Source organism: Candidatus Annandia pinicola (assembly GCF_020541245.1).
In the GTDB taxonomy this organism is placed as follows: domain Bacteria; phylum Pseudomonadota; class Gammaproteobacteria; order Enterobacterales; family Enterobacteriaceae_A; genus Annandia; species Annandia pinicola.
This window is the reverse complement of the sequence record NZ_CP045876.1, coordinates 74,773-92,954: the sequence shown is the minus strand read 5'-3', so window position 1 is coordinate 92,954 and position 18,182 is coordinate 74,773. Positions and strand designations below refer to the sequence as shown.

At 18.6% G+C, this 18,182-nt stretch carries 16 protein-coding genes; 12 read left to right on the top strand and 4 right to left on the bottom strand.

Annotation, left to right across the window (positions count from 1 at the left end; all coding sequences use genetic code 11):
* Positions 1-122: 122 nt before the first annotated feature.
* Complete coding sequence (ung, locus tag GFK87_RS00435; protein ID WP_226799324.1) at positions 123-758, top strand: uracil-DNA glycosylase; 636 nt, start codon at positions 123-125, stop codon at positions 756-758.
* 6 nt (positions 759-764) lie between these two features.
* Here the strand turns inward: ung and grpE are convergent, their stop codons facing one another.
* Entirely contained in the window at positions 765-1,397 is a 633-nt protein-coding gene (grpE, locus tag GFK87_RS00430; protein ID WP_226799206.1) for a nucleotide exchange factor GrpE, read from the bottom strand.
* Positions 1,398-1,495: 98 nt separating this feature from the next.
* On the opposite strand from grpE, the gene GFK87_RS00425 reads away from it, so the two are divergent.
* On the top strand, positions 1,496-2,368 hold the full coding sequence (locus GFK87_RS00425; RefSeq protein WP_226799205.1) for an NAD(+)/NADH kinase: 873 nt from the start codon (positions 1,496-1,498) through the stop codon (positions 2,366-2,368).
* A gap of 15 nt (positions 2,369-2,383) precedes the next feature.
* Here GFK87_RS00425 and glyS read toward each other — a convergent pair whose 3' ends face one another.
* Positions 2,384-4,360, bottom strand: a complete 1,977-nt coding sequence (gene glyS, locus GFK87_RS00420) for a glycine--tRNA ligase subunit beta (RefSeq protein WP_226799204.1) — start codon at positions 4,358-4,360, stop codon at positions 2,384-2,386.
* Positions 4,361-4,365: 5 nt separating this feature from the next.
* Positions 4,366-5,256, bottom strand: coding sequence for a glycine--tRNA ligase subunit alpha (gene glyQ, locus GFK87_RS00415; protein ID WP_226799203.1), 891 nt, complete (start codon positions 5,254-5,256; stop codon positions 4,366-4,368).
* Between the two features lie 218 nt (positions 5,257-5,474).
* Here glyQ and rplY point away from each other — a divergent pair, with 218 nt between their 5' ends.
* The gene (rplY, locus tag GFK87_RS00410) at positions 5,475-5,765 is read left to right on the top strand and encodes a 50S ribosomal protein L25 (protein WP_226799202.1); all 291 of its coding nucleotides are present in this window, start codon (positions 5,475-5,477) and stop codon (positions 5,763-5,765) included.
* Between the two features lie 9 nt (positions 5,766-5,774).
* Here rplY and gyrA read toward each other — a convergent pair whose 3' ends face one another.
* Positions 5,775-8,309: a DNA topoisomerase (ATP-hydrolyzing) subunit A gene (gyrA, locus tag GFK87_RS00405; protein WP_226799201.1), complete on the bottom strand. Its 2,535-nt coding sequence runs from the start codon at positions 8,307-8,309 to the stop codon at positions 5,775-5,777.
* Positions 8,310-8,655: 346 nt separating this feature from the next.
* Between gyrA and ndhC the strand changes: the two genes are divergently transcribed.
* The 9 genes from ndhC (at position 8,656) to GFK87_RS00360 (ending at position 18,180) form a co-directional block, all read left to right on the top strand.
* The gene (gene ndhC / locus GFK87_RS00400; protein ID WP_408610804.1) at positions 8,656-9,039 is read left to right on the top strand and encodes an NADH-quinone oxidoreductase subunit A; all 384 of its coding nucleotides are present in this window, start codon (positions 8,656-8,658) and stop codon (positions 9,037-9,039) included.
* A 48-nt stretch (positions 9,040-9,087) separates the two neighbouring features.
* Positions 9,088-9,705 (top strand): NADH-quinone oxidoreductase subunit B, encoded by a 618-nt coding sequence (locus tag GFK87_RS00395; RefSeq protein WP_226799199.1) that lies wholly within the window; start codon positions 9,088-9,090, stop codon positions 9,703-9,705.
* A 75-nt stretch (positions 9,706-9,780) separates the two neighbouring features.
* Positions 9,781-11,568, top strand: coding sequence for an NADH-quinone oxidoreductase subunit C/D (gene nuoC / locus GFK87_RS00390; RefSeq protein ID WP_408610803.1), 1,788 nt, complete (start codon positions 9,781-9,783; stop codon positions 11,566-11,568).
* On the top strand, positions 11,569-12,075 hold the full coding sequence (nuoE, locus tag GFK87_RS00385) for an NADH-quinone oxidoreductase subunit NuoE (RefSeq protein WP_408610802.1): 507 nt from the start codon (positions 11,569-11,571) through the stop codon (positions 12,073-12,075).
* Positions 12,076-12,079: 4 nt separating this feature from the next.
* Positions 12,080-13,348, top strand: a complete 1,269-nt coding sequence (gene nuoF, locus GFK87_RS00380) for an NADH-quinone oxidoreductase subunit NuoF (protein WP_226799198.1) — start codon at positions 12,080-12,082, stop codon at positions 13,346-13,348.
* Between the two features lie 80 nt (positions 13,349-13,428).
* On the top strand, positions 13,429-16,176 hold the full coding sequence (nuoG, locus tag GFK87_RS00375) for an NADH-quinone oxidoreductase subunit NuoG (RefSeq protein ID WP_226799197.1): 2,748 nt from the start codon (positions 13,429-13,431) through the stop codon (positions 16,174-16,176).
* Positions 16,167-17,132, top strand: coding sequence for an NADH-quinone oxidoreductase subunit NuoH (nuoH, locus tag GFK87_RS00370; RefSeq protein ID WP_226799196.1), 966 nt, complete (start codon positions 16,167-16,169; stop codon positions 17,130-17,132). Before nuoG ends, nuoH begins: the two co-directional genes overlap by 10 nt.
* Before the next feature lie 21 nt (positions 17,133-17,153).
* Positions 17,154-17,687 carry an NADH-quinone oxidoreductase subunit NuoI gene (nuoI, locus tag GFK87_RS00365; protein ID WP_226799195.1) on the top strand — a complete coding sequence of 178 codons (534 nt, stop codon included), beginning with the start codon at positions 17,154-17,156 and terminating at the stop codon, positions 17,685-17,687.
* Positions 17,688-17,697: 10 nt separating this feature from the next.
* A complete protein-coding gene (locus tag GFK87_RS00360) occupies positions 17,698-18,180 on the top strand; it encodes an NADH-quinone oxidoreductase subunit J family protein (RefSeq protein ID WP_226799194.1) in 483 nt (160 codons plus the stop codon).
* Positions 18,181-18,182: the final 2 nt, after the last annotated feature.

Genomic DNA, 18,182 nt, shown 5'->3' with positions numbered 1-18,182 from the left:
TAAAAAAAATATTTTTATTATATATATATAGATATATAATAAATAATTATTAAATTAATTTAAAATTTAATAATTATATATTAATATAAACTAGGATTATTAAAAAAATGCAATGACAAAAAATTTTTAAAAAAGAAAAAAAAAAAAAATATTTTAATAAAATAATAAATTTTATATATAAAGAACGTTATAATGGAAAAATTATTTATCCTTTACAAAAAAATATATTTAATGCTTTTAAATTTACTAATTTTAATAAAATTAAAATAGTAATTTTAGGGCAAGATCCATATATAAAATATAACCAAGCAGATGGATTAGCTTTTTCTTTATCTAATAATATTAATATTACTCCTTCATTAAAAAATATATATATAGAAATTAAATCAAATTTTAAAGAATTTAATATTCCTAAAAATGGTTGTTTAATTAATTGGGCTAAACAAGGTGTATTATTATTAAATACTATTTTAACTGTAGAAAAAAACAAAAAATTTTCTCATAAAAATATAGGTTGGGAAATATTTACTGATAAAGTTATAAAATTAATAAATATATATAAAAAAAATGTAGTTTTTTTTTTATGGGGGGAGCATGCAAAGAAAAAAATAAATTTAATAAACTCAAAAAAACATTTAATATTAATTTCTTCACATCCTTCACCATTATCAGCTAATTATGGATTTTTTGGATGTAAACATTTTGTTAAATCAAATATTTTTTTAGTTAATAATAATATTAAACCTATTAAATGGTAATTTTTTTTATTTTTTATCAATAAATTTAGATACAATAACCATAGCTGGTCTTAATAATCTTTTATTAATAGAATATCCTTTTTGCATTACTTTAATAATTTTATCATTTTTAATTTCATTTGATTCTTGAATTGATATAGCTTGATGTAACTTAGGATCAAAATTATCATTTACATTACCTATGATATCAACACCAAATTTTGAAATAGTATCTAAAAAAGATTTTAAAGTAAGTTTTATTCCTTCAATAATTGCATCATTTATTTTATTATTTTTTGCTATTTCTACAGATTTTTCTAAGTTGTCTATAGTAGGTAATAATTCATACATAAAATCTTCTAAAGCAAATTTATGTATTTTTTCTATTTCTTTTTGATTTCTACGTCTCATATTTTCTACTTCTGCTTTAGCTCTTAAATTAATATCATTAGAAGTAGAAGTTAGTAATATTATTTTTTTTTTTAATTTTTTTATTTTTTTTTTTAAAAATAATTCTGTATTTTCTGTTTCTTGATTATTATTTTTATTTTTTAAACATTCATTTTCATTTTCTATTTTTTTTTTTTTTTTATCTTTTTTTTTATTATCTTTTTCGTTTTCTATTTTTTTTTTATTTTTTTCTTCAATATTGTTATTCATAAATATCCTTATTATGATTAATAATTATAATATTTTATTAATAAATATATTATTAATTTTAAAAAAAATATATATATTTAAAAAAAAATAGAGATTAAATGCAAAAATATTTTTATAATATTGGAATATTAGGAAATCCAGAAAATAATAATACTTTTAAAATATATAATTTAATAAATATTTGGTTAAAAAATAAGGGTTATAAAATATTTGTTGAAAATCGTATTGCTAAAAAACTTAAATTATTTTCTGAAAATATAAAAAATATAAAAGAAATTGGAAAATATTGCGATTTAGCTATTATAGTAGGGGGTGATGGAAATATTTTAGGTATTTCAAGAAATCTTTATTTATATGATATTAAAATAGTTGGTATTAATTTAGGTCATTTAGGTTTTTTAGCTGATATTAATACTAAAGAAATAAAAAAAAAACTAAAATTAATATTATCAGGTAATTATATAATAGAAAAAAAATTTTTATTGGAAGTATATAAATATAATAATTTAAAAAAAATAGGAACAGCTTTAAATGAAATTATATTGCATTCTAAAAATATAATTAAAATAATAGAATTTAAAGTATATATTGATGAAAAATTTGCATTTTATCAAAGATCTGATGGTTTAATTATTTCTACCCCAACTGGTTCAACAGCATATTCATTATCTATGGGTGGTCCTATTATTATGACTTCTTTAAATGTAATTGAAATAATATCTATTTTTCCACATACTTTATCTTCAAGACCATTAATTATATCTAATAAAAATAGAATAAGAATTAAATTTAATAAAAATTATAAAAATTTACAAATAATATTTGATAATCAAATTATAGTACCAATTAATTCAAATAAGGATATTTTAATAGAATGTAGAAATAATTTTTTAAATTTTATTCATCCTAATAGTTATGATTATTTTAAAATTTTAATATCTAAATTAGGTTGGACAAAAAAATTATTTTAAAGAAAATATTAATTATTATTTTTTTATAGATAATATATCAATTATTATGGATGTTAATTTATTTATTTTATATAATATATTTAATCTATTAATAATAACTTTATTATTATTATTAAAAATTTTAATATTTTTAAAAAATATATTAACAGGTATATAAAAATGCATTAAAGATAATAAAAAAAGATTATTATTGTTTTTATAAATAGAAAATTTAATTTGAATTTCTATTTTATTTATTAAATTTAATAAATAAAATTCTTCATTAAATAAAAATAAATTATTATTTATAAAATAATTTAATTTAAATTTAGATTTTTTTATTATATTATATATACGTTTATTAATAATAATTAAATTATAAAATATTTTAAATTTTTTAAAATAAGATATTGATCTAATTTTATCTTCTAAATTATAAAATTTCATATTACAATTTATTAAAATTGATTTAACAAAATCAATATTATATTTTTTTTTATATAAATAATAAATTCTTTTTATTATAAAACTATTAATGATATTTATTTTATTAATATTAATATTATATAATTTAAATGTTTTTTTAATTAACTGTTCTATATTAATTTTAATTTTATTTTTAACAATTATATTTATAATACCTAAAACTGAACGTCTTAAAGCAAAAGGGTCAGAGCTATTTTTAATATTTTTATTAAATATTAACATACCTATTATAGTATCTATTTTATCTGAAATGGATAATATACAAGAAATTAAGTTACATGGTATTTTATCTTTAAAAAATTTAGGTTGATATTGTTCTTTTATAGATAATGATATATTTTTATGTTCATTATCTTCTTTAGAATAATACATACCCATAATTCCTTGCATATTACTAAATTCTTTTACTATATTTGTTGTTAAATCACATTTTGATAAAAAACTAGATCTTTTAGAAAAATTTAATTTTGCATTAATAATTTTAGAAACCCATAAAGATATAAAACTAATTCTAATAGTTTTATCTTTTAAAGATCCTAAATTTTTATAAAATAAAATATTTTTTAATTTATAAAAGTTATTTATAATTTTTTTTTTTTTATCATATTTTAAAAAAAAATTAATGTTTTTAAAATTACAATTCATTATTTGTTCATATCTATTTATATTTATTTTATTATTTTTTATTTTTATATTTGATATAAAAATAAAATATGGTGTTAATTCATTTTTATTTTTATAAATTGGAAAGCATTTTTGTTTATATTTAATAATATATAATATTATTTCAATAGGTATATTTAAAAATTTTTCATTAAATTTAGCTAATGATATTATAGGTAACTCTACTAAAGAAGTAATTTCTTCTAGTATTTTTTTTTCTAAATGAACTATTCCATAAATTTTTTTAGATATTTTTTTTATTTTTAATATTATTTTATTTTTACGTAAATAATAATCTGCAATTACATTACCTTTTTTGTATAAAATTTTTGGATAATTACAAGCATTTTTAATATATAATATTTTACTCCCCATAAAACGATGACCATATATAATTCTATTTGATTTAATATTAAATATTTTAGTATTAATTAAATCATTTCCTAAAATAATAGTAATATTTTTTACAGGTCTTATAAAACTAAAATTTCCATCTCCCCAACTCATTTTATTAAATATTTTTATTTTTTCTATAGAAATTTTTATTATATCTATTAGTTTTTTTTTTATTTTTTCTTTTTTATATAATTTGTTTTTATTATTATTAATTATATCTTTAAATATTTTATTATTATTTATTTTCAGATTTTTATTTTTAATATTATTTTTTATTTGATATATATTAATATTAATAATTTTAACAGCTATTCTTCTAGAAGTAGCAAACCAAATAATTTTTTCATATTTTATAAAATATTTTAATAAATATATAGAAATATTTTTATAAAAAATTTTTGCTATTTTTTTTAATAAATATGCTGGTAATTCTTCAGTACCTATTTCAACTAAAAATATATTTTTCATTTTTTTTAATTTAATAAATTATTTTTTTTATATATATATTTTTTTGCTATAATTTTAGTTATATTATTGATTTTTAAAATATAATTTTGTCTTTCTATAATTGAAATTGCTTGTCTAGAATCTAAAATATTAAAAATATGTATCATTTTTAAAGCAATATCATAAGATGGTAATATTAATGGTTTTTTTATATTTAATATCCTTATAATTTCTTTTTCATACTGATTAAATATTTTTAAAAGAAATTTTACATTAGCTTTTTTAAAATTATAAACAGAATATTCAAATTCATGTTTATGAAATATATCTATATATTTTATTTTACCTTCTATTCCTATATTCCATATTATATCATATATGCTATTAACTTCCTGTAAATACATAGCTATACGTTCTAATCCATAAGTAATTTCACCTATTATAGGTTTACATTTTATACTTCCCATTTGTTGAAAATAAGTAAATTGTGTAATTTCCATACCATTTAACCATACTTCCCATCCCAAACCACATGCTCCTAATGTAGGATTTTCCCAATTATCTTCTATAAAAATAATATCATTAATTTTAAAATTTATACCTAAATATTTAAGAGAAGAAATATATAATTCCTTCATATTTAATAATGAAGGTTTCATAATTACTTGAAATTGATAATAATGATATAATCTATTAATATTTTTACCATATCTACCATCTAAAGGTCTTCTAGATGGTTGTATGTATGCTGCATATATATGATTTTTATTTAAAGAATTAAAATAAGTAATAGGATGTGAAGTTCCAGCACCAACTTCAATATCTATTGGTTGAAATATAGTAAATCCTTTATTAGACCAAAATCTTTGTAAATTAAATATTATATTTTGAAAATTAAAATTACTATTTTTTTTCATATAAAAATTATTCCAAAATATAAAATAATATAAAATTAAATAATTTTATAACAATATTATATTTTAAAATATATTTAATAAATTTTTATAAAAATAATATTTTTTTTATTATAAAATATTATATTTTAATATAAAAAACATTTAATTTTAAAAAAAATCATAATAATAATTTATTATATTTAAAATTATTAAAATTAATTAAAATTACAGGATATAATATGTTAATAATAGAAGCAAAAAAAAGAAATAAAACAGGTAAAAATTATAATAGAATATTACGTAATAATAATAAAATACCAGCTATTATTTATGGTAGTTTTTTACCAAATAATATACTTATAGAAATATATCATAATAAAATTATAAATTTACATAAAAAAAAAATATTTTATGAAAATATAATTATTTTAATTAAAAAAAAAAAATATTTAGTTAAATTAAAAGAAATTCAATACCATCATTTTAAAAATCAAATTATTCATATTGATTTTTTAATAATAAAAAATTAATATTTATAATTATAAAGATATTTTTTGTAAACTAACTACATTTTCTTTATTTAAAGTTTTAATTAATATAACACCTTGTGTATTTCTACCAATAACTTTAATTTCAATAACTTTAATTCTTAATAATATACCCATATTTGTAATTATCATAACTTGATCATTATTTAAAACTTCTGTTGAACTAACTACTAAACCATTTCTTTTATTAACTTTTATAGAAACAACACCTTTAGTTGCTCTGGATTTAATTGGATAATTAATAATATTAGTTCTTTTTCCATAACCTTTTTCTGTTATTGTAAGAATTGTACTATTTATTTTTTTATTATTGATAATAATTAAAGATACTATTTTATCATTATTATTTAACTTCATACCTATCATTCCTGTAGATACTCTACCAGTTACACGAACTTCTTTTTCAATAAATCTAACAACTTTACCATAAGAAGAAAATAACATTATATTATTATTATCTTTAACTAAAGAAACTCCTGCCAGTTTATCATTTTTATTTAGTTTTATAGCTCTAATACCATTACATCTAGGACGCATAAATGCTGTTAATAATGTTTTTTTTACAATACCCCAAGATGTTGCCATAAATATATATATTTTTTTTTTGAATATATTAGAATAAAAACTCATAGATAAAATAGCTGTTATTTTTTCATTATTTTTAAGATTTAAAAATTTTTTAATTGGTTTTCCTACAGAATATCTATCAGATTTTGGTAATTGATTAACTTTTAACCAATATATAATACCAAAGCTTGAAAAACATAAAATAGTATTATGAGTATTAGTTACTAATAATTTTTCAATAAAATCTTGGTTTTTAACTTTAACAGCTATTTTACCTCTACCCCCCCTATGTTGTGCAACATATAATGATAACAATTGATATTTAATATATCCTTTATTTGATAAAGTTATAACTACATCTTCTTTTTGAATTAAATCTTCTTGTTTTAAATTAAATTTAAAATTTTTTATTTTTGTTTTTCTTTTATCCCCAAAATCATTTTTTATTTTTAATAATTCTTCTTTTATAACAAACATTAATTTTTTTTTACATTTTATAATTTTTTTTAAATTTCTAGATTTTAATTTTAATTTATAATATTCTTTTAATAAATTTGAATATTCTAAATTAGTTAATTTATATAATTTTAAATCTAGAATAGATTTAACTTGTTCATAAGTTAAATAATATTTTTTATTTTTATTATTTATAATAAAACTATCATATATATTTTTATTTAATAACAATTTAATTTTATCATTATTTTTAATATACCATTTTTCTGATATTAATTTTTTTTTTACTGATTTAATTTCATTTGTATTTTTTATTAAATTTATTATTTTTTCTATGTTAAAAATAGCTATAATTAATCCTTTTAACTTATGAATGTTTTTTTTTATTTTCTTTAATTCAAAAATTGATCTATTTATTACTATTTCTTTACGGTGTTGTAAAAAACAATCTATAATTTCTTTTAAATTTAAAGTTTGTGGTTTGCCTTTATTTAAAGCAACCATATTTATTCCAAAATAAATTTGTAATTTAGTTAAACTATGTAAATTATTTAATACAATTTTACTAGATGTATGTTTTTTAAGATTAATTAATATACGCATACCATCTTTATCAGATTCATCTCTTAAATTAAATATTCCTTCTATATTTTTATTTTTTACTAAACTATTTATTTTTTCTATTAATTTTGCTTTATTAACTTGATAAGGTAATTCATTAATGATTATTGATTTTATATTAGTTTTTTTGTTTATTTCAATTATATGATTTGCTCTTATTAAAATTTTACCTTTACCAGTTCTATAAGCTTTTTTAATACCTATACAACTATTAACAATTGCAGCAGTAGGAAAATCAGGCCCTTTAATATATTTCATTAATTCTTTAATTTTAATATTTTTATTTTCAATACAAGCAATACAGCCATTAATTATTTCTTTAATATTATGAGGTGGAATATTAGTAGCCATTCCTACTGCGATACCAGTAGAACCATTAATAAGTAAATTGGGTATTCTAGTTGGTAAAACTTCTGGAATAAATTCAGTATTATCATAATTTTTAATAAAATTTACAGTATTTTTTTCTAAATCCTTTAATAGCTCATGAGATATTTTTGACATTCTTATTTCAGTATAACGCATTGCTGCTGCAGAATCACCATCAATAGATCCAAAGTTTCCTTGACCTTCAATTAAAGTATATCTTAATGAAAAAGATTGTGCCATACGTACTATAGTATCATAAACAGCTATATCTCCATGAGGATGATATTTTCCAATAACATCACCAACTATTCTTGCAGATTTTTTATAGTTTTTATTATAATCATTACCCATCATTTTCATAGCATAAATAATACGTCTATGAACAGGTTTAAGCCCATCTCTTATATCTGGTAATGCTCTGCCAATTATAACTGACATTGCATAATCTAAATATGATTGTTTTAATTCTTTTTCTATATTTATATTTATTATATTTTTTTTTTTTTTAATCATTTATTAAATTTACCTTTAAAATATTTTTAATTTATAATATTAAAAAAAAATATAATTCATATTAATTTTAAAAAAAATAAAATTTAATAAAATTATCATTTATAAACATATAAAAAAAATAAAATAATTTATATTATAATTTTAATTTAATTATAATGTTAATATTTAAATTTTAAAATAAAATAATATTAATTTATTATAAAATATAAATATAATAATATTATATTATTATTATAAAAATATATATTTGTTATTATAAATTATATTTTATATTTATTTTTTTTAGTTTTAATTAAAAAATAAAAAAAAATAAAATCATAACTTTAAAAATAATCAAAATATGATAATATTAAATCAAACAAATAATTTATCTCAAAATATATCATTTTTATCATTTATTATATTTTCATTATTAATTTGTATTTTTATGTTATTATGTGGATGGTTACTTGGTAATAAATGTATTACAAAAAATAGAAATTTACCATTTGAATCTGGTATTAATTCTTTAGGAAATACTAAAATTAAGTTATCAATAAAATTTTATATTTTAGCTATGATGTTTGTAATATTTGATACAGAATCTGTTTTTATATATGTATGGTCGATTTCTATAAAAGAAAATGGATGGATTGGTTTTTTTGAAATGTTATATTTTGTAATAATTTTAATTATAGGTTTAATATATTTATTAAATATGAATTTATTAAATTGGTCTAAAAAAAAATAAAAATAATATTAATCAATTATAAATAAAAATATAGGTATATTTATATATATGAAATATACAACTACAAGAATAAATAATAATATTAAATTAAGTAATAATATTTTTATAGGAAAACTATCTAAAGTAATTCATAAAATAATTAATTGGGGTAGAAAAAATTCACTTTGGCCATATAATTTTGGTTTATCATGTTGTTATGTAGAAATGGTTACTTCCTTCACTTCAGTTCATGATATATCTAGATTTGGTTCAGAAGTATTAAGATCTTCTCCAAGACAAGCTGATTTTATGGTAATATCAGGAACACCTTTTATAAAAATGGCACCAATTATAAAACGTTTATATGATCAAATGTTAGAACCTAAATGGGTTATATCTATGGGTTCATGTGCTAATTCCGGAGGAATGTATGATGTATATTCTGTAGTTCAAGGTATAGATAAAATTTTACCTGTAGATATATATATTCCTGGTTGTCCTCCAAGACCAGAAGCATACATGCAAGCTTTAATGTTATTGCAAAAATTAATAGGTAAAGAAAAAAGACCTCTTTCATGGTGTATAGGTGACCAAGGAATATATAGAGAAAAAATAATATCTGAAAAAAAAAGAAAAAGAAATTTTAGAATTTTAGAAAAAAACTTTCGTAATCCTAATATTATTTAAAATTATTATATTATAATTTTAAAATTTATTTAAGATAATAAATAATATAATAATAAATTTATAATGGTATTTTAAATGTATAATAAATATTTTAAATCATTTAAAAAAATTCCAAAAATTAAAAGTTATGATGTCATAAAAGAATTATATAATTCTTTTTCATTAAAAGATATATTTATACAAGTAACTAAAATTAATTTTCCTATAATTTGGATAAAAAAAAAAAAACTAATAAAATTAATTAAATTTTTAAAAAATTTACCTAAACCTTATATTATGTTATTTGATTTGCATGGAATTGATGAAAGGCTTAGATTAAATAAAAATGAAATTCCTAATACTGATTTTTCTGTTTTTTATCATTTAATATCTATTGAAAGAAAACAAAATATTATTATTAAAGTAGCATTAAATGAGAAAAAATTAGAAATACCTACATGTACAAATATTTTTTATAATGCTAATTGGTATGAACGTGAAACTTGGGAAATGTTTGGTATTGTTTTTATTGGTCATCCTAATTTAAGAAGACTTATTATGCCAGAAACTTGGTCAGGTTTTCCACTAAGAAAAGATTATCCTTCAAGAGCTACTGATCTTAAACCTTTTGTATTAGATGATAATAAAGAAAGTTTAGAAATGGATTGCTTAAAGTTTAAACCAGAATTATGGGGTATGAAAAGAAATACAAAAGAAGAAGACTTTATGTTTCTTAATTTTGGTCCTAATCATCCATCTGTTCATGGAGTTTTTCGTATTATTTTACAATTACAAGGTGAACATATTATAGATTGTGTTCCAGATATTGGTTATCATCATCGTGGAGCAGAAAAAATAAGTGAAAGACAATCATGGCATAGTTATATACCTTATACTGATAGAATTGAATATTTAGGTGGTTGTATAAATGAAATGCCTTATATACTTGCTGTTGAAAAATTAGCTAAAATAGAAGTACCAGATAAAGTAAAAGTAATTAGAATAATGTTATCTGAATTATTTAGAATTAATAGTCATTTATTATATATTTCAACTTTTATACAAGATGTTGGAGCTATGACTCCAGTATTTTGTGTTTTTACAGATCGTCAAAAAATTTATGATATTATAGAATCTATTACTGGTGCTAGAATGCATCCAGCCTGGTTTAGAATTGGTGGTGTTGCAAATGATTTACCAAAAGGGTGGAATGTTTTATTAGATTCATTTTTAAAATGGATTCCTAATAGATTAAAACAATACATTGATATTTCTTTAAAAAATAGTATTTTAATAGATAGATCTTCAGGTATTGCTAAATATAATAAATTAGATGCTATTTCTTGGGGTGTTACAGGATCAGGTTTAAGAGCTACAGGTATAGATTTTGATGTAAGAAAATGGTTTCCATATTCAGGTTATGAAAATTTTGATTTTGAAATACCTTTAGGTTCAGGCATTAGTGATTGTTATACTAGAGTTATGTTAAAATTAGAAGAAATACAACAAAGTTTAATTATTTTAAAACAATGTTTAAAAAATATGCCTAGCGGTCATTTTAAAGCAAATCATCCTCTTACAACACCTCCTTATAAATCAAAATCATTACGACATATTGAAACTTTAATAACACACTTTTTACAAGTTTCTTGGGGAACGGTTATTCCATATAATGAATCATTTCAAATGATTGAAGCTACTAAAGGTATTAATAGTTATTATATAATAAGTGATGGAGGATCAATGAGTTATAGAACTAGAATAAGAACACCTAGCTTTCCTCATTTACAACAAATACCTTCAGTTATTCGTGGTAGTATGATATCTGATTTAGTTGCATATTTAGGAAGCATTGATTTTGTTATGTCAGATGTGGATAGATAAATGAATAATAAAAAACAAATAATTTATTTAAATAAAGATTATTTATTAAGTGAATTAGAAATTAAAGAAATTGAAAATATTAAATTTAAATATAAAGACAATTATTCAATTTCTATTGAATCATTAAAAATAGTACAAAAATATCGTCATTGGATTTCAGATAAATCTTTAAAAGCTATATCTAAATATTTAAATATACATATAAATTATTTAGAAGAAATTTCAACATTTTATAGTAAAATATTTAGAAGGCCTGTAGGAAGACATATTATTAATTATTGTGATAGTTTTGTTTGTTATATAAAAAATTATGAGAGTATAAAAATTATATTAGAAGAAAAATTAAAAATAAAAACTGGAAATACTACTAAAGATAATAGATTTACTTTATTAACAACCTGTTGTTTAGGTAATTGTGATAAAAGCCCTGTTATAATGATAAACGAAGATACTTATACAAATGTTATTCCAAAATATATTGATAATATATTAAATAAATATAAATAAAAATATGATAAATTATGAAGAAACACATCCATTGACTTGGAGATTAAAAAATAAATTAAAACCAATATTTTTAAAAGAATACTTAAAATATAATGGATATAATGGAGCTAAAAAAGCAATTAAAGAATTAAGTTCTAATGAAGTTATAGAAATAATAAAAAAATCAAAATTAAAAGGTAGAGGTGGTGCTGGTTTTTCTACAGGAATTAAATGGAGTTTAATAAAAAAAAAAAAAATTAATAATTCATATTTAATATGTAATGCTGATGAAATGGAACCTGGAACTTATAAAGATCGTATTTTAATAGAAAAATTACCTCATCAATTAATTGAAGGCATTATTATTAGTGCTTATGCATTAAAATCAAAATGTGCTTATATATTTTTAAGAGGAGAATATACTGTTGCTGCAAAAAATTTAAATTATGCTATAAATGAACTATTGTATAAAAAAATGTTAGGAAAAAATATTTTTAACAGTAATTTTAGTTTAAATATTTATTTACATACAGGAGCTGGTAGATATATATGTGGAGAAGAAACTGCTTTAATTAACTCACTTGAAGGAAAAAGAGCAAATCCAAGATTTAAACCTCCTTTTCCTGCTATGTCTGGTTTATGGGGGGAACCTACATGTGTTAATAATGTAGAAACATTATCTAATATACCTTCCATTATTAATAATGGTTTTAAATGGTATAAAAGTATTTCTCTTAGTTTAGATTCTGGAACAAAAATGATAGGTTTTTCTGGTAAAGTTAATAACCCTGGATTATGGGAATTACCCTTAGGTATTACTGCTAGAGAAGTTCTTGAAGATTATGCTCATGGTATATGTAATGGTTATAAAATTAAAGCATGGTTACCAGGTGGGGCTGGAACTAATTTTTTATTAAATAAACATTTAGATTTACCAATGGATTTTAATAATATACAAAAAGCAGGAAGTCGTTTAGGAACTGCTTTAGCAGTAATTATAGATGATAAAATAAATATGATAGATTTAATGTTAAATATAGAAAAATTTTTTTCTAAAGAATCATGTGGTTGGTGTACTCCATGTAGGGATGGTTTACCATGGATAGTAGAAATTTTAAAATCTTTAAAAAACAATAAAGGTCAAAAAAATGATATATTTACATTAAAAAATATATGTAAAATGTTAGAACCAGGAAAAACATTTTGTGCTCATGCACCTGGAGCATCTGCTCCTTTAAAAAGTGCTATTAAATATTTTAGAAAAGAATTTGAAAAAGGAATAAAAAAAATATAAGTAATTTATAAAATTACTTAAATATTAATATTATTTAATTTTTTTTATTTAAATTATTTATAGGAATAATAATATTAATTATGGCAATAATTTTTATAGATGGTAATAAATATCAAGTAAATAATAAATATAATTTATTGCAAATATGTTTAAAATTAGGATTTGATATACCTTATTTTTGTTGGCATCCTTCTTTAGGTAGCGTAGGTGCTTGTAGACAATGTGCAGTTAAACAATATCAAAATATAAAAGATAAAAAAGGAAAAATAATAATATCTTGTATGACACCAGTTTCAAATAAAATGATAATAAATACTAATAATAATAGTGTTAATAAATTTAGAAAAAATATAATAGAATTTTTAATGACTAATCACCCACATGATTGTCCTATATGTGAAGAAGGTGGTAATTGTCATTTACAAGATATGACAGTACTTAATAAACATTATATTAGAAAATATAGATTTAAAAAAAAAAAATATAAAAATCAATATTTAGGGCCATTTATTAATCATCAAATGAATAGATGTATTACATGTTATAGATGTATTAGATTTTATAAAGATTATGCAGATGGAAAAGATTTTGGAGTCTATGGTGTTAGTAATAATATTTATTTTGGTAGAGCAAAATCTGGAATTTTAGAAAATTATTTTTCTGGTAATCTTGTAGAAATATGTCCTACCGGGGTATTTACAGATAAAATAAATTCTATAAATTATAGTAGAAAATGGGATATGAAATTTTCACCTAGCATATGTCAACAATGTTGTGTAGGATGTAATATTATTTTGGGAGAAAGATATGGTAAAATTAATAAAGTTGAAAATAGATATAATCATGATATTAATGGTTATTTTATTTGTGATTTAGGTAGATTTGGTTATGATTATATAAATTTAAAAAATAGACCTCAAAATCCTATAGAAAGATATAATAATAATATTTTTATTTTAAATAATGAACAAGCTCTAAAAAAAATAGTAAATATTATAAATAATTCTAAAAAAATTATTGGTATAGGATCTCCTAGATCTAGTATTGAAAATAATTTTGCTCTTAAAGAATTAGTTGGTTATAAAAATTTTTCTACTGGAATACCTAAAATTGAACAAAATAATATAAAATTAATATTAAAAATAATAAAAGAATATAATATTAAAATACCTAATTTAAATGAAATTGAAAAATATGATGCTATTTTAATATTGGGTGAAGATATTACACAAACTGCAGCTAGAATGTCATTATCTATACGTCAAGCTTCAAAAAATAATTTTTTTAAAATAGCAAATAATAATAAAATACCTTATTGGAATATAAATGCTATATTAAATATTTCTAAAAAAAAGAGATGCCCTATTTTTATTACAAATACAGATTATACTGAATTAAAAGATATTTCTTTTTGGAATTATAATGCTTCTGTTGAAAATCAATCTATTTTAGGTTATTATATTTCTGATATTATTGATAAAAATTTTTCTAAAATAAAAAATATTAAAATTAAGATAAAAAAAAAAGCTTATCTTATATCTAAATTTTTAATTAATGCTAAAAAACCTTTAATTATATCTGGTACACATTCAGGTAGCTCAGAAATTATAAAATCTGCAGCTAACATAGTTAATTCTTTAAAAAAAAAAAATAAAGATGTTGGTATGATATTTATTTTTTCTACATCTAATACAGTTGGAGTAAGTTTAATTAAAGGAATTTCTTTAGAAAATGTTTTCAAAAAAATAAAATATGATAATATAGATACTTTATTTATAATGGAAAATAATATTTATAGATATTTATCTGAAAAAAAAATAAATAATTATTTTAAAAAAATAAGAAATATAATTTATATAGATCATCAAAAAAATAAAATTTTTAAAAAAGCTAATTTATCATTACCATCTACAAATTTTTCTGAAAGTAATGGTACTATAATAAATTATGAAGGAAAAGCACAAAGATTTTTTAAAGTATTTAATCCTAATTTATATAATAAAAATTCTAATAAATTAGAAAGTTGGCGTTGGATTAATAATATAAGATTAAAATTAAATAAAAATTCTATAAATTGGTTAAAATATGATAATATAATTAATCATTGTATAAATAAAATACCTAAATTATTACCAATAAAATTAATATCTCCAAATTCTAATTTTAGAATTTATAAAAAAAAAATAACAAGATATCCTTTAAGATATAGTGGTATATCTTCTATGTATAGTAATATTAATATACATGAGTATTCTAGAAAAAAAGATAAAGATACAATGTTTAATTTTAATTTTGAAGGTATTAATAGACCAAATATTTATAATTACCATATTCCTTTTGTATGGTTTCCTAAATGGAATTCATTAAATTCTATTAATAAATTTAAACATAATATAATTAAAGATGAATTAAAAAAAAATAATTTAGGTATGTGTTTTTCAAAATCAAAAAAAAAAAAAAAAATAATTTTTTTTAATAAAAATATTAAATTTGTTAAAAAAAAATATTTTAGAATATTACCATTTTATTTATTATTTGGTAGTGAAGAATTAACTCAAAATTTATCAATATTTAAAAAAATAACATTAAAATCAATAAATATAATATTTAATACAAAAGATGCTAAAAAAAATAATATTAAAAATAATGATATAATTAAATTTAAATGTGAAAATCAAATATACACTTTACCAGTATTATGTTCTAATACATTTGCAAAAGGAAATGTTGGTTTACCATTAGGTATTTCTAAAATTCCATTTTGTTTATTAAATAAATATATTTCAAATATAAAAAAGGTAAATAAAATAAATTTATTATGTTATTAAATAATAATGATGTTTATTTTAGTATATTTAGAAGTTTGTTAATTTTGTTTATAGTTGTTATTTGTGGTGCTTATATGAGTTTTGTTGAAAGAAGATTATTAGCTTTATTTCAAAATAGATATGGTCCTAATAGAGTAGGATGGCAAGGTTCTTTACAAATAATAGCAGATATGATAAAAATAATGTTTAAAGAAGATTGGGTACCACCATTTTCTCATAAATTTGTTTTTATATTAGCCCCAACTATTGTTTTTTTATTATTTTTAAGTATTATGGCAACAATACCAATTACATCAACATTTTATGTAATAAATCTAAATATCGGTTTATTATTTTTTTTTATGATTGTAGGATTATCAATTTATTCAATTTTATTGGCTGGTTGGTCTAGTAATAATAAATATTCTTTAATTGGAGCAGTAAGATCAGCTGCTCAAATATTGAGTTATGAAATTTTTTTAGGATTATCAACTACTGGAGTAATAGCTAAAACTGGTTCTTTAAATTTTATAGATATTGTTTTAAATCAAAAATATTTATGGAATTTAATACCTCAATTTTTAAGTTTTATATCTTTTTTTATTGCAAGTTTATGTATATGTCATAGACATCCATTTGATCAACCTGAGTCTGAACAAGAATTAGCTGATGGTTATCATATAGAATATTCTGGTATGAAATTTGGATTATTTTTTATAAGTGAATATATATCAATTATTGTATTATCATCATTAATGACTATATTATTTATGGGGGGTTGGTTAGGACCTTTTTTACCACCTATAGTATGGTTTATATTAAAAACATGTTTTTTTATTTTTATGTTTATTTTAATAAGAGCGTCATTACCAAGACCTAGATATGATAAAGTTATGTCAATAAGTTGGAAATTATTTTTACCATTAAACTTAGTAAATTTATTTTTAACAGCTATTTTAATTTTAACTTTTAATTAATAAAATAAAATATAGGTATTTATGATATTTAAAAAAATTATTTTATTTTTTTTTACACAATTACGTAGTATATGGAAAGTTGGATTAAAATCTTTTGAAAAACGTGAAACAATATTATATCCAGAAAAAAAAGTTTATATTTATCCTAGATATAGAGGTCGTATAATTTTAACTAAAGATCCTGATGGTAATGAAAGATGTGTAGCTTGTAATTTATGTGCTGTATCATGTCCTGTTGGATGTATATCTTTAAAAAAAAAAGAAAAAAAAAAAAGATGGTATGCAGAATTTTTTAGAATTAACTTTTCAAGATGTATTTTTTGTGGTATGTGTGAAGAAGCTTGTCCAACTCAAGCTATACAATTGATTGATGATTTTGAATTAAGTGATTATAAAAGAAAAGATTTAATATATGAAAAAAAAGATTTATTAATTTCTGGTACTGGAAAATATCCAAATTATAATTTTTATAAATTATCAGGTATTTCTTTTAATAATAAAAATAATAAAAGAAAAAATAATAAAATAATAGATATAAAAAAATTAATGCCTTAAAGGTTAAAATATGGAAATGTATTTTTTTTATGCATTTAGTTTTATTTCAATAATTTCTACAATAAAAGTTATAATTAGTAAAAATCCAGTATACGCTTTAATGTATTTAATAATCACATTATCTTCAATATCTGGTATTTTTTTTTCTATTGGTGATTACTTAGCTGGTTCATTAGAAATAATTATATATACTGGTGCTATTATGGTTTTATTTATTTTTGTAATAATGATGTTAAATGAAGATTATACAAAAAAAAAAAATGAAATTAAATTTAGATACTTAATACCAACAATCATAACTTTATTTTTTTTATTTTTTATAATAAATTATTTTTGGAATGAATTAAAAGATAAAAAAATAAATATAGAAATATTGGACCCTAAAATTATTAGTTTAAATTTATTAAATCACAATATGCTTTCATTAGAATTATCTTCTATAGTATTGTTAGCTGGTTTAATTGTAACAATTAATATTATAAAAAAAAAATAAAA

Excerpts from the sequence above, each read along its gene's own strand:
- nuoI (WP_226799195.1), top strand. The coding sequence starts at position 17,154 with ATGATATTTAAAAAAATTATTTTATTTTTTTTTACACAATTACGTAGT.
- GFK87_RS00360 (WP_226799194.1), top strand. The coding sequence starts at position 17,698 with ATGGAAATGTATTTTTTTTATGCATTTAGTTTTATTTCAATAATTTCT.
- gyrA (WP_226799201.1), bottom strand. The coding sequence starts at position 8,309 with ATGATTAAAAAAAAAAAAAATATAATAAATATAAATATAGAAAAAGAA.
- GFK87_RS00395 (WP_226799199.1), top strand. The coding sequence starts at position 9,088 with ATGAAATATACAACTACAAGAATAAATAATAATATTAAATTAAGTAAT.
- nuoG (WP_226799197.1), top strand. The coding sequence starts at position 13,429 with ATGGCAATAATTTTTATAGATGGTAATAAATATCAAGTAAATAATAAA.
- nuoE (WP_408610802.1), top strand. The coding sequence starts at position 11,569 with ATGAATAATAAAAAACAAATAATTTATTTAAATAAAGATTATTTATTA.
- nuoC (WP_408610803.1), top strand. The coding sequence starts at position 9,781 with ATGTATAATAAATATTTTAAATCATTTAAAAAAATTCCAAAAATTAAA.
- rplY (WP_226799202.1), top strand. The coding sequence starts at position 5,475 with ATGTTAATAATAGAAGCAAAAAAAAGAAATAAAACAGGTAAAAATTAT.
- glyQ (WP_226799203.1), bottom strand. The coding sequence starts at position 5,256 with ATGAAAAAAAATAGTAATTTTAATTTTCAAAATATAATATTTAATTTA.
- glyS (WP_226799204.1), bottom strand. The coding sequence starts at position 4,360 with ATGAAAAATATATTTTTAGTTGAAATAGGTACTGAAGAATTACCAGCA.
- nuoH (WP_226799196.1), top strand. The coding sequence starts at position 16,167 with ATGTTATTAAATAATAATGATGTTTATTTTAGTATATTTAGAAGTTTG.
- GFK87_RS00425 (WP_226799205.1), top strand. The coding sequence starts at position 1,496 with ATGCAAAAATATTTTTATAATATTGGAATATTAGGAAATCCAGAAAAT.
- grpE (WP_226799206.1), bottom strand. The coding sequence starts at position 1,397 with ATGAATAACAATATTGAAGAAAAAAATAAAAAAAAAATAGAAAACGAA.
- nuoF (WP_226799198.1), top strand. The coding sequence starts at position 12,080 with ATGATAAATTATGAAGAAACACATCCATTGACTTGGAGATTAAAAAAT.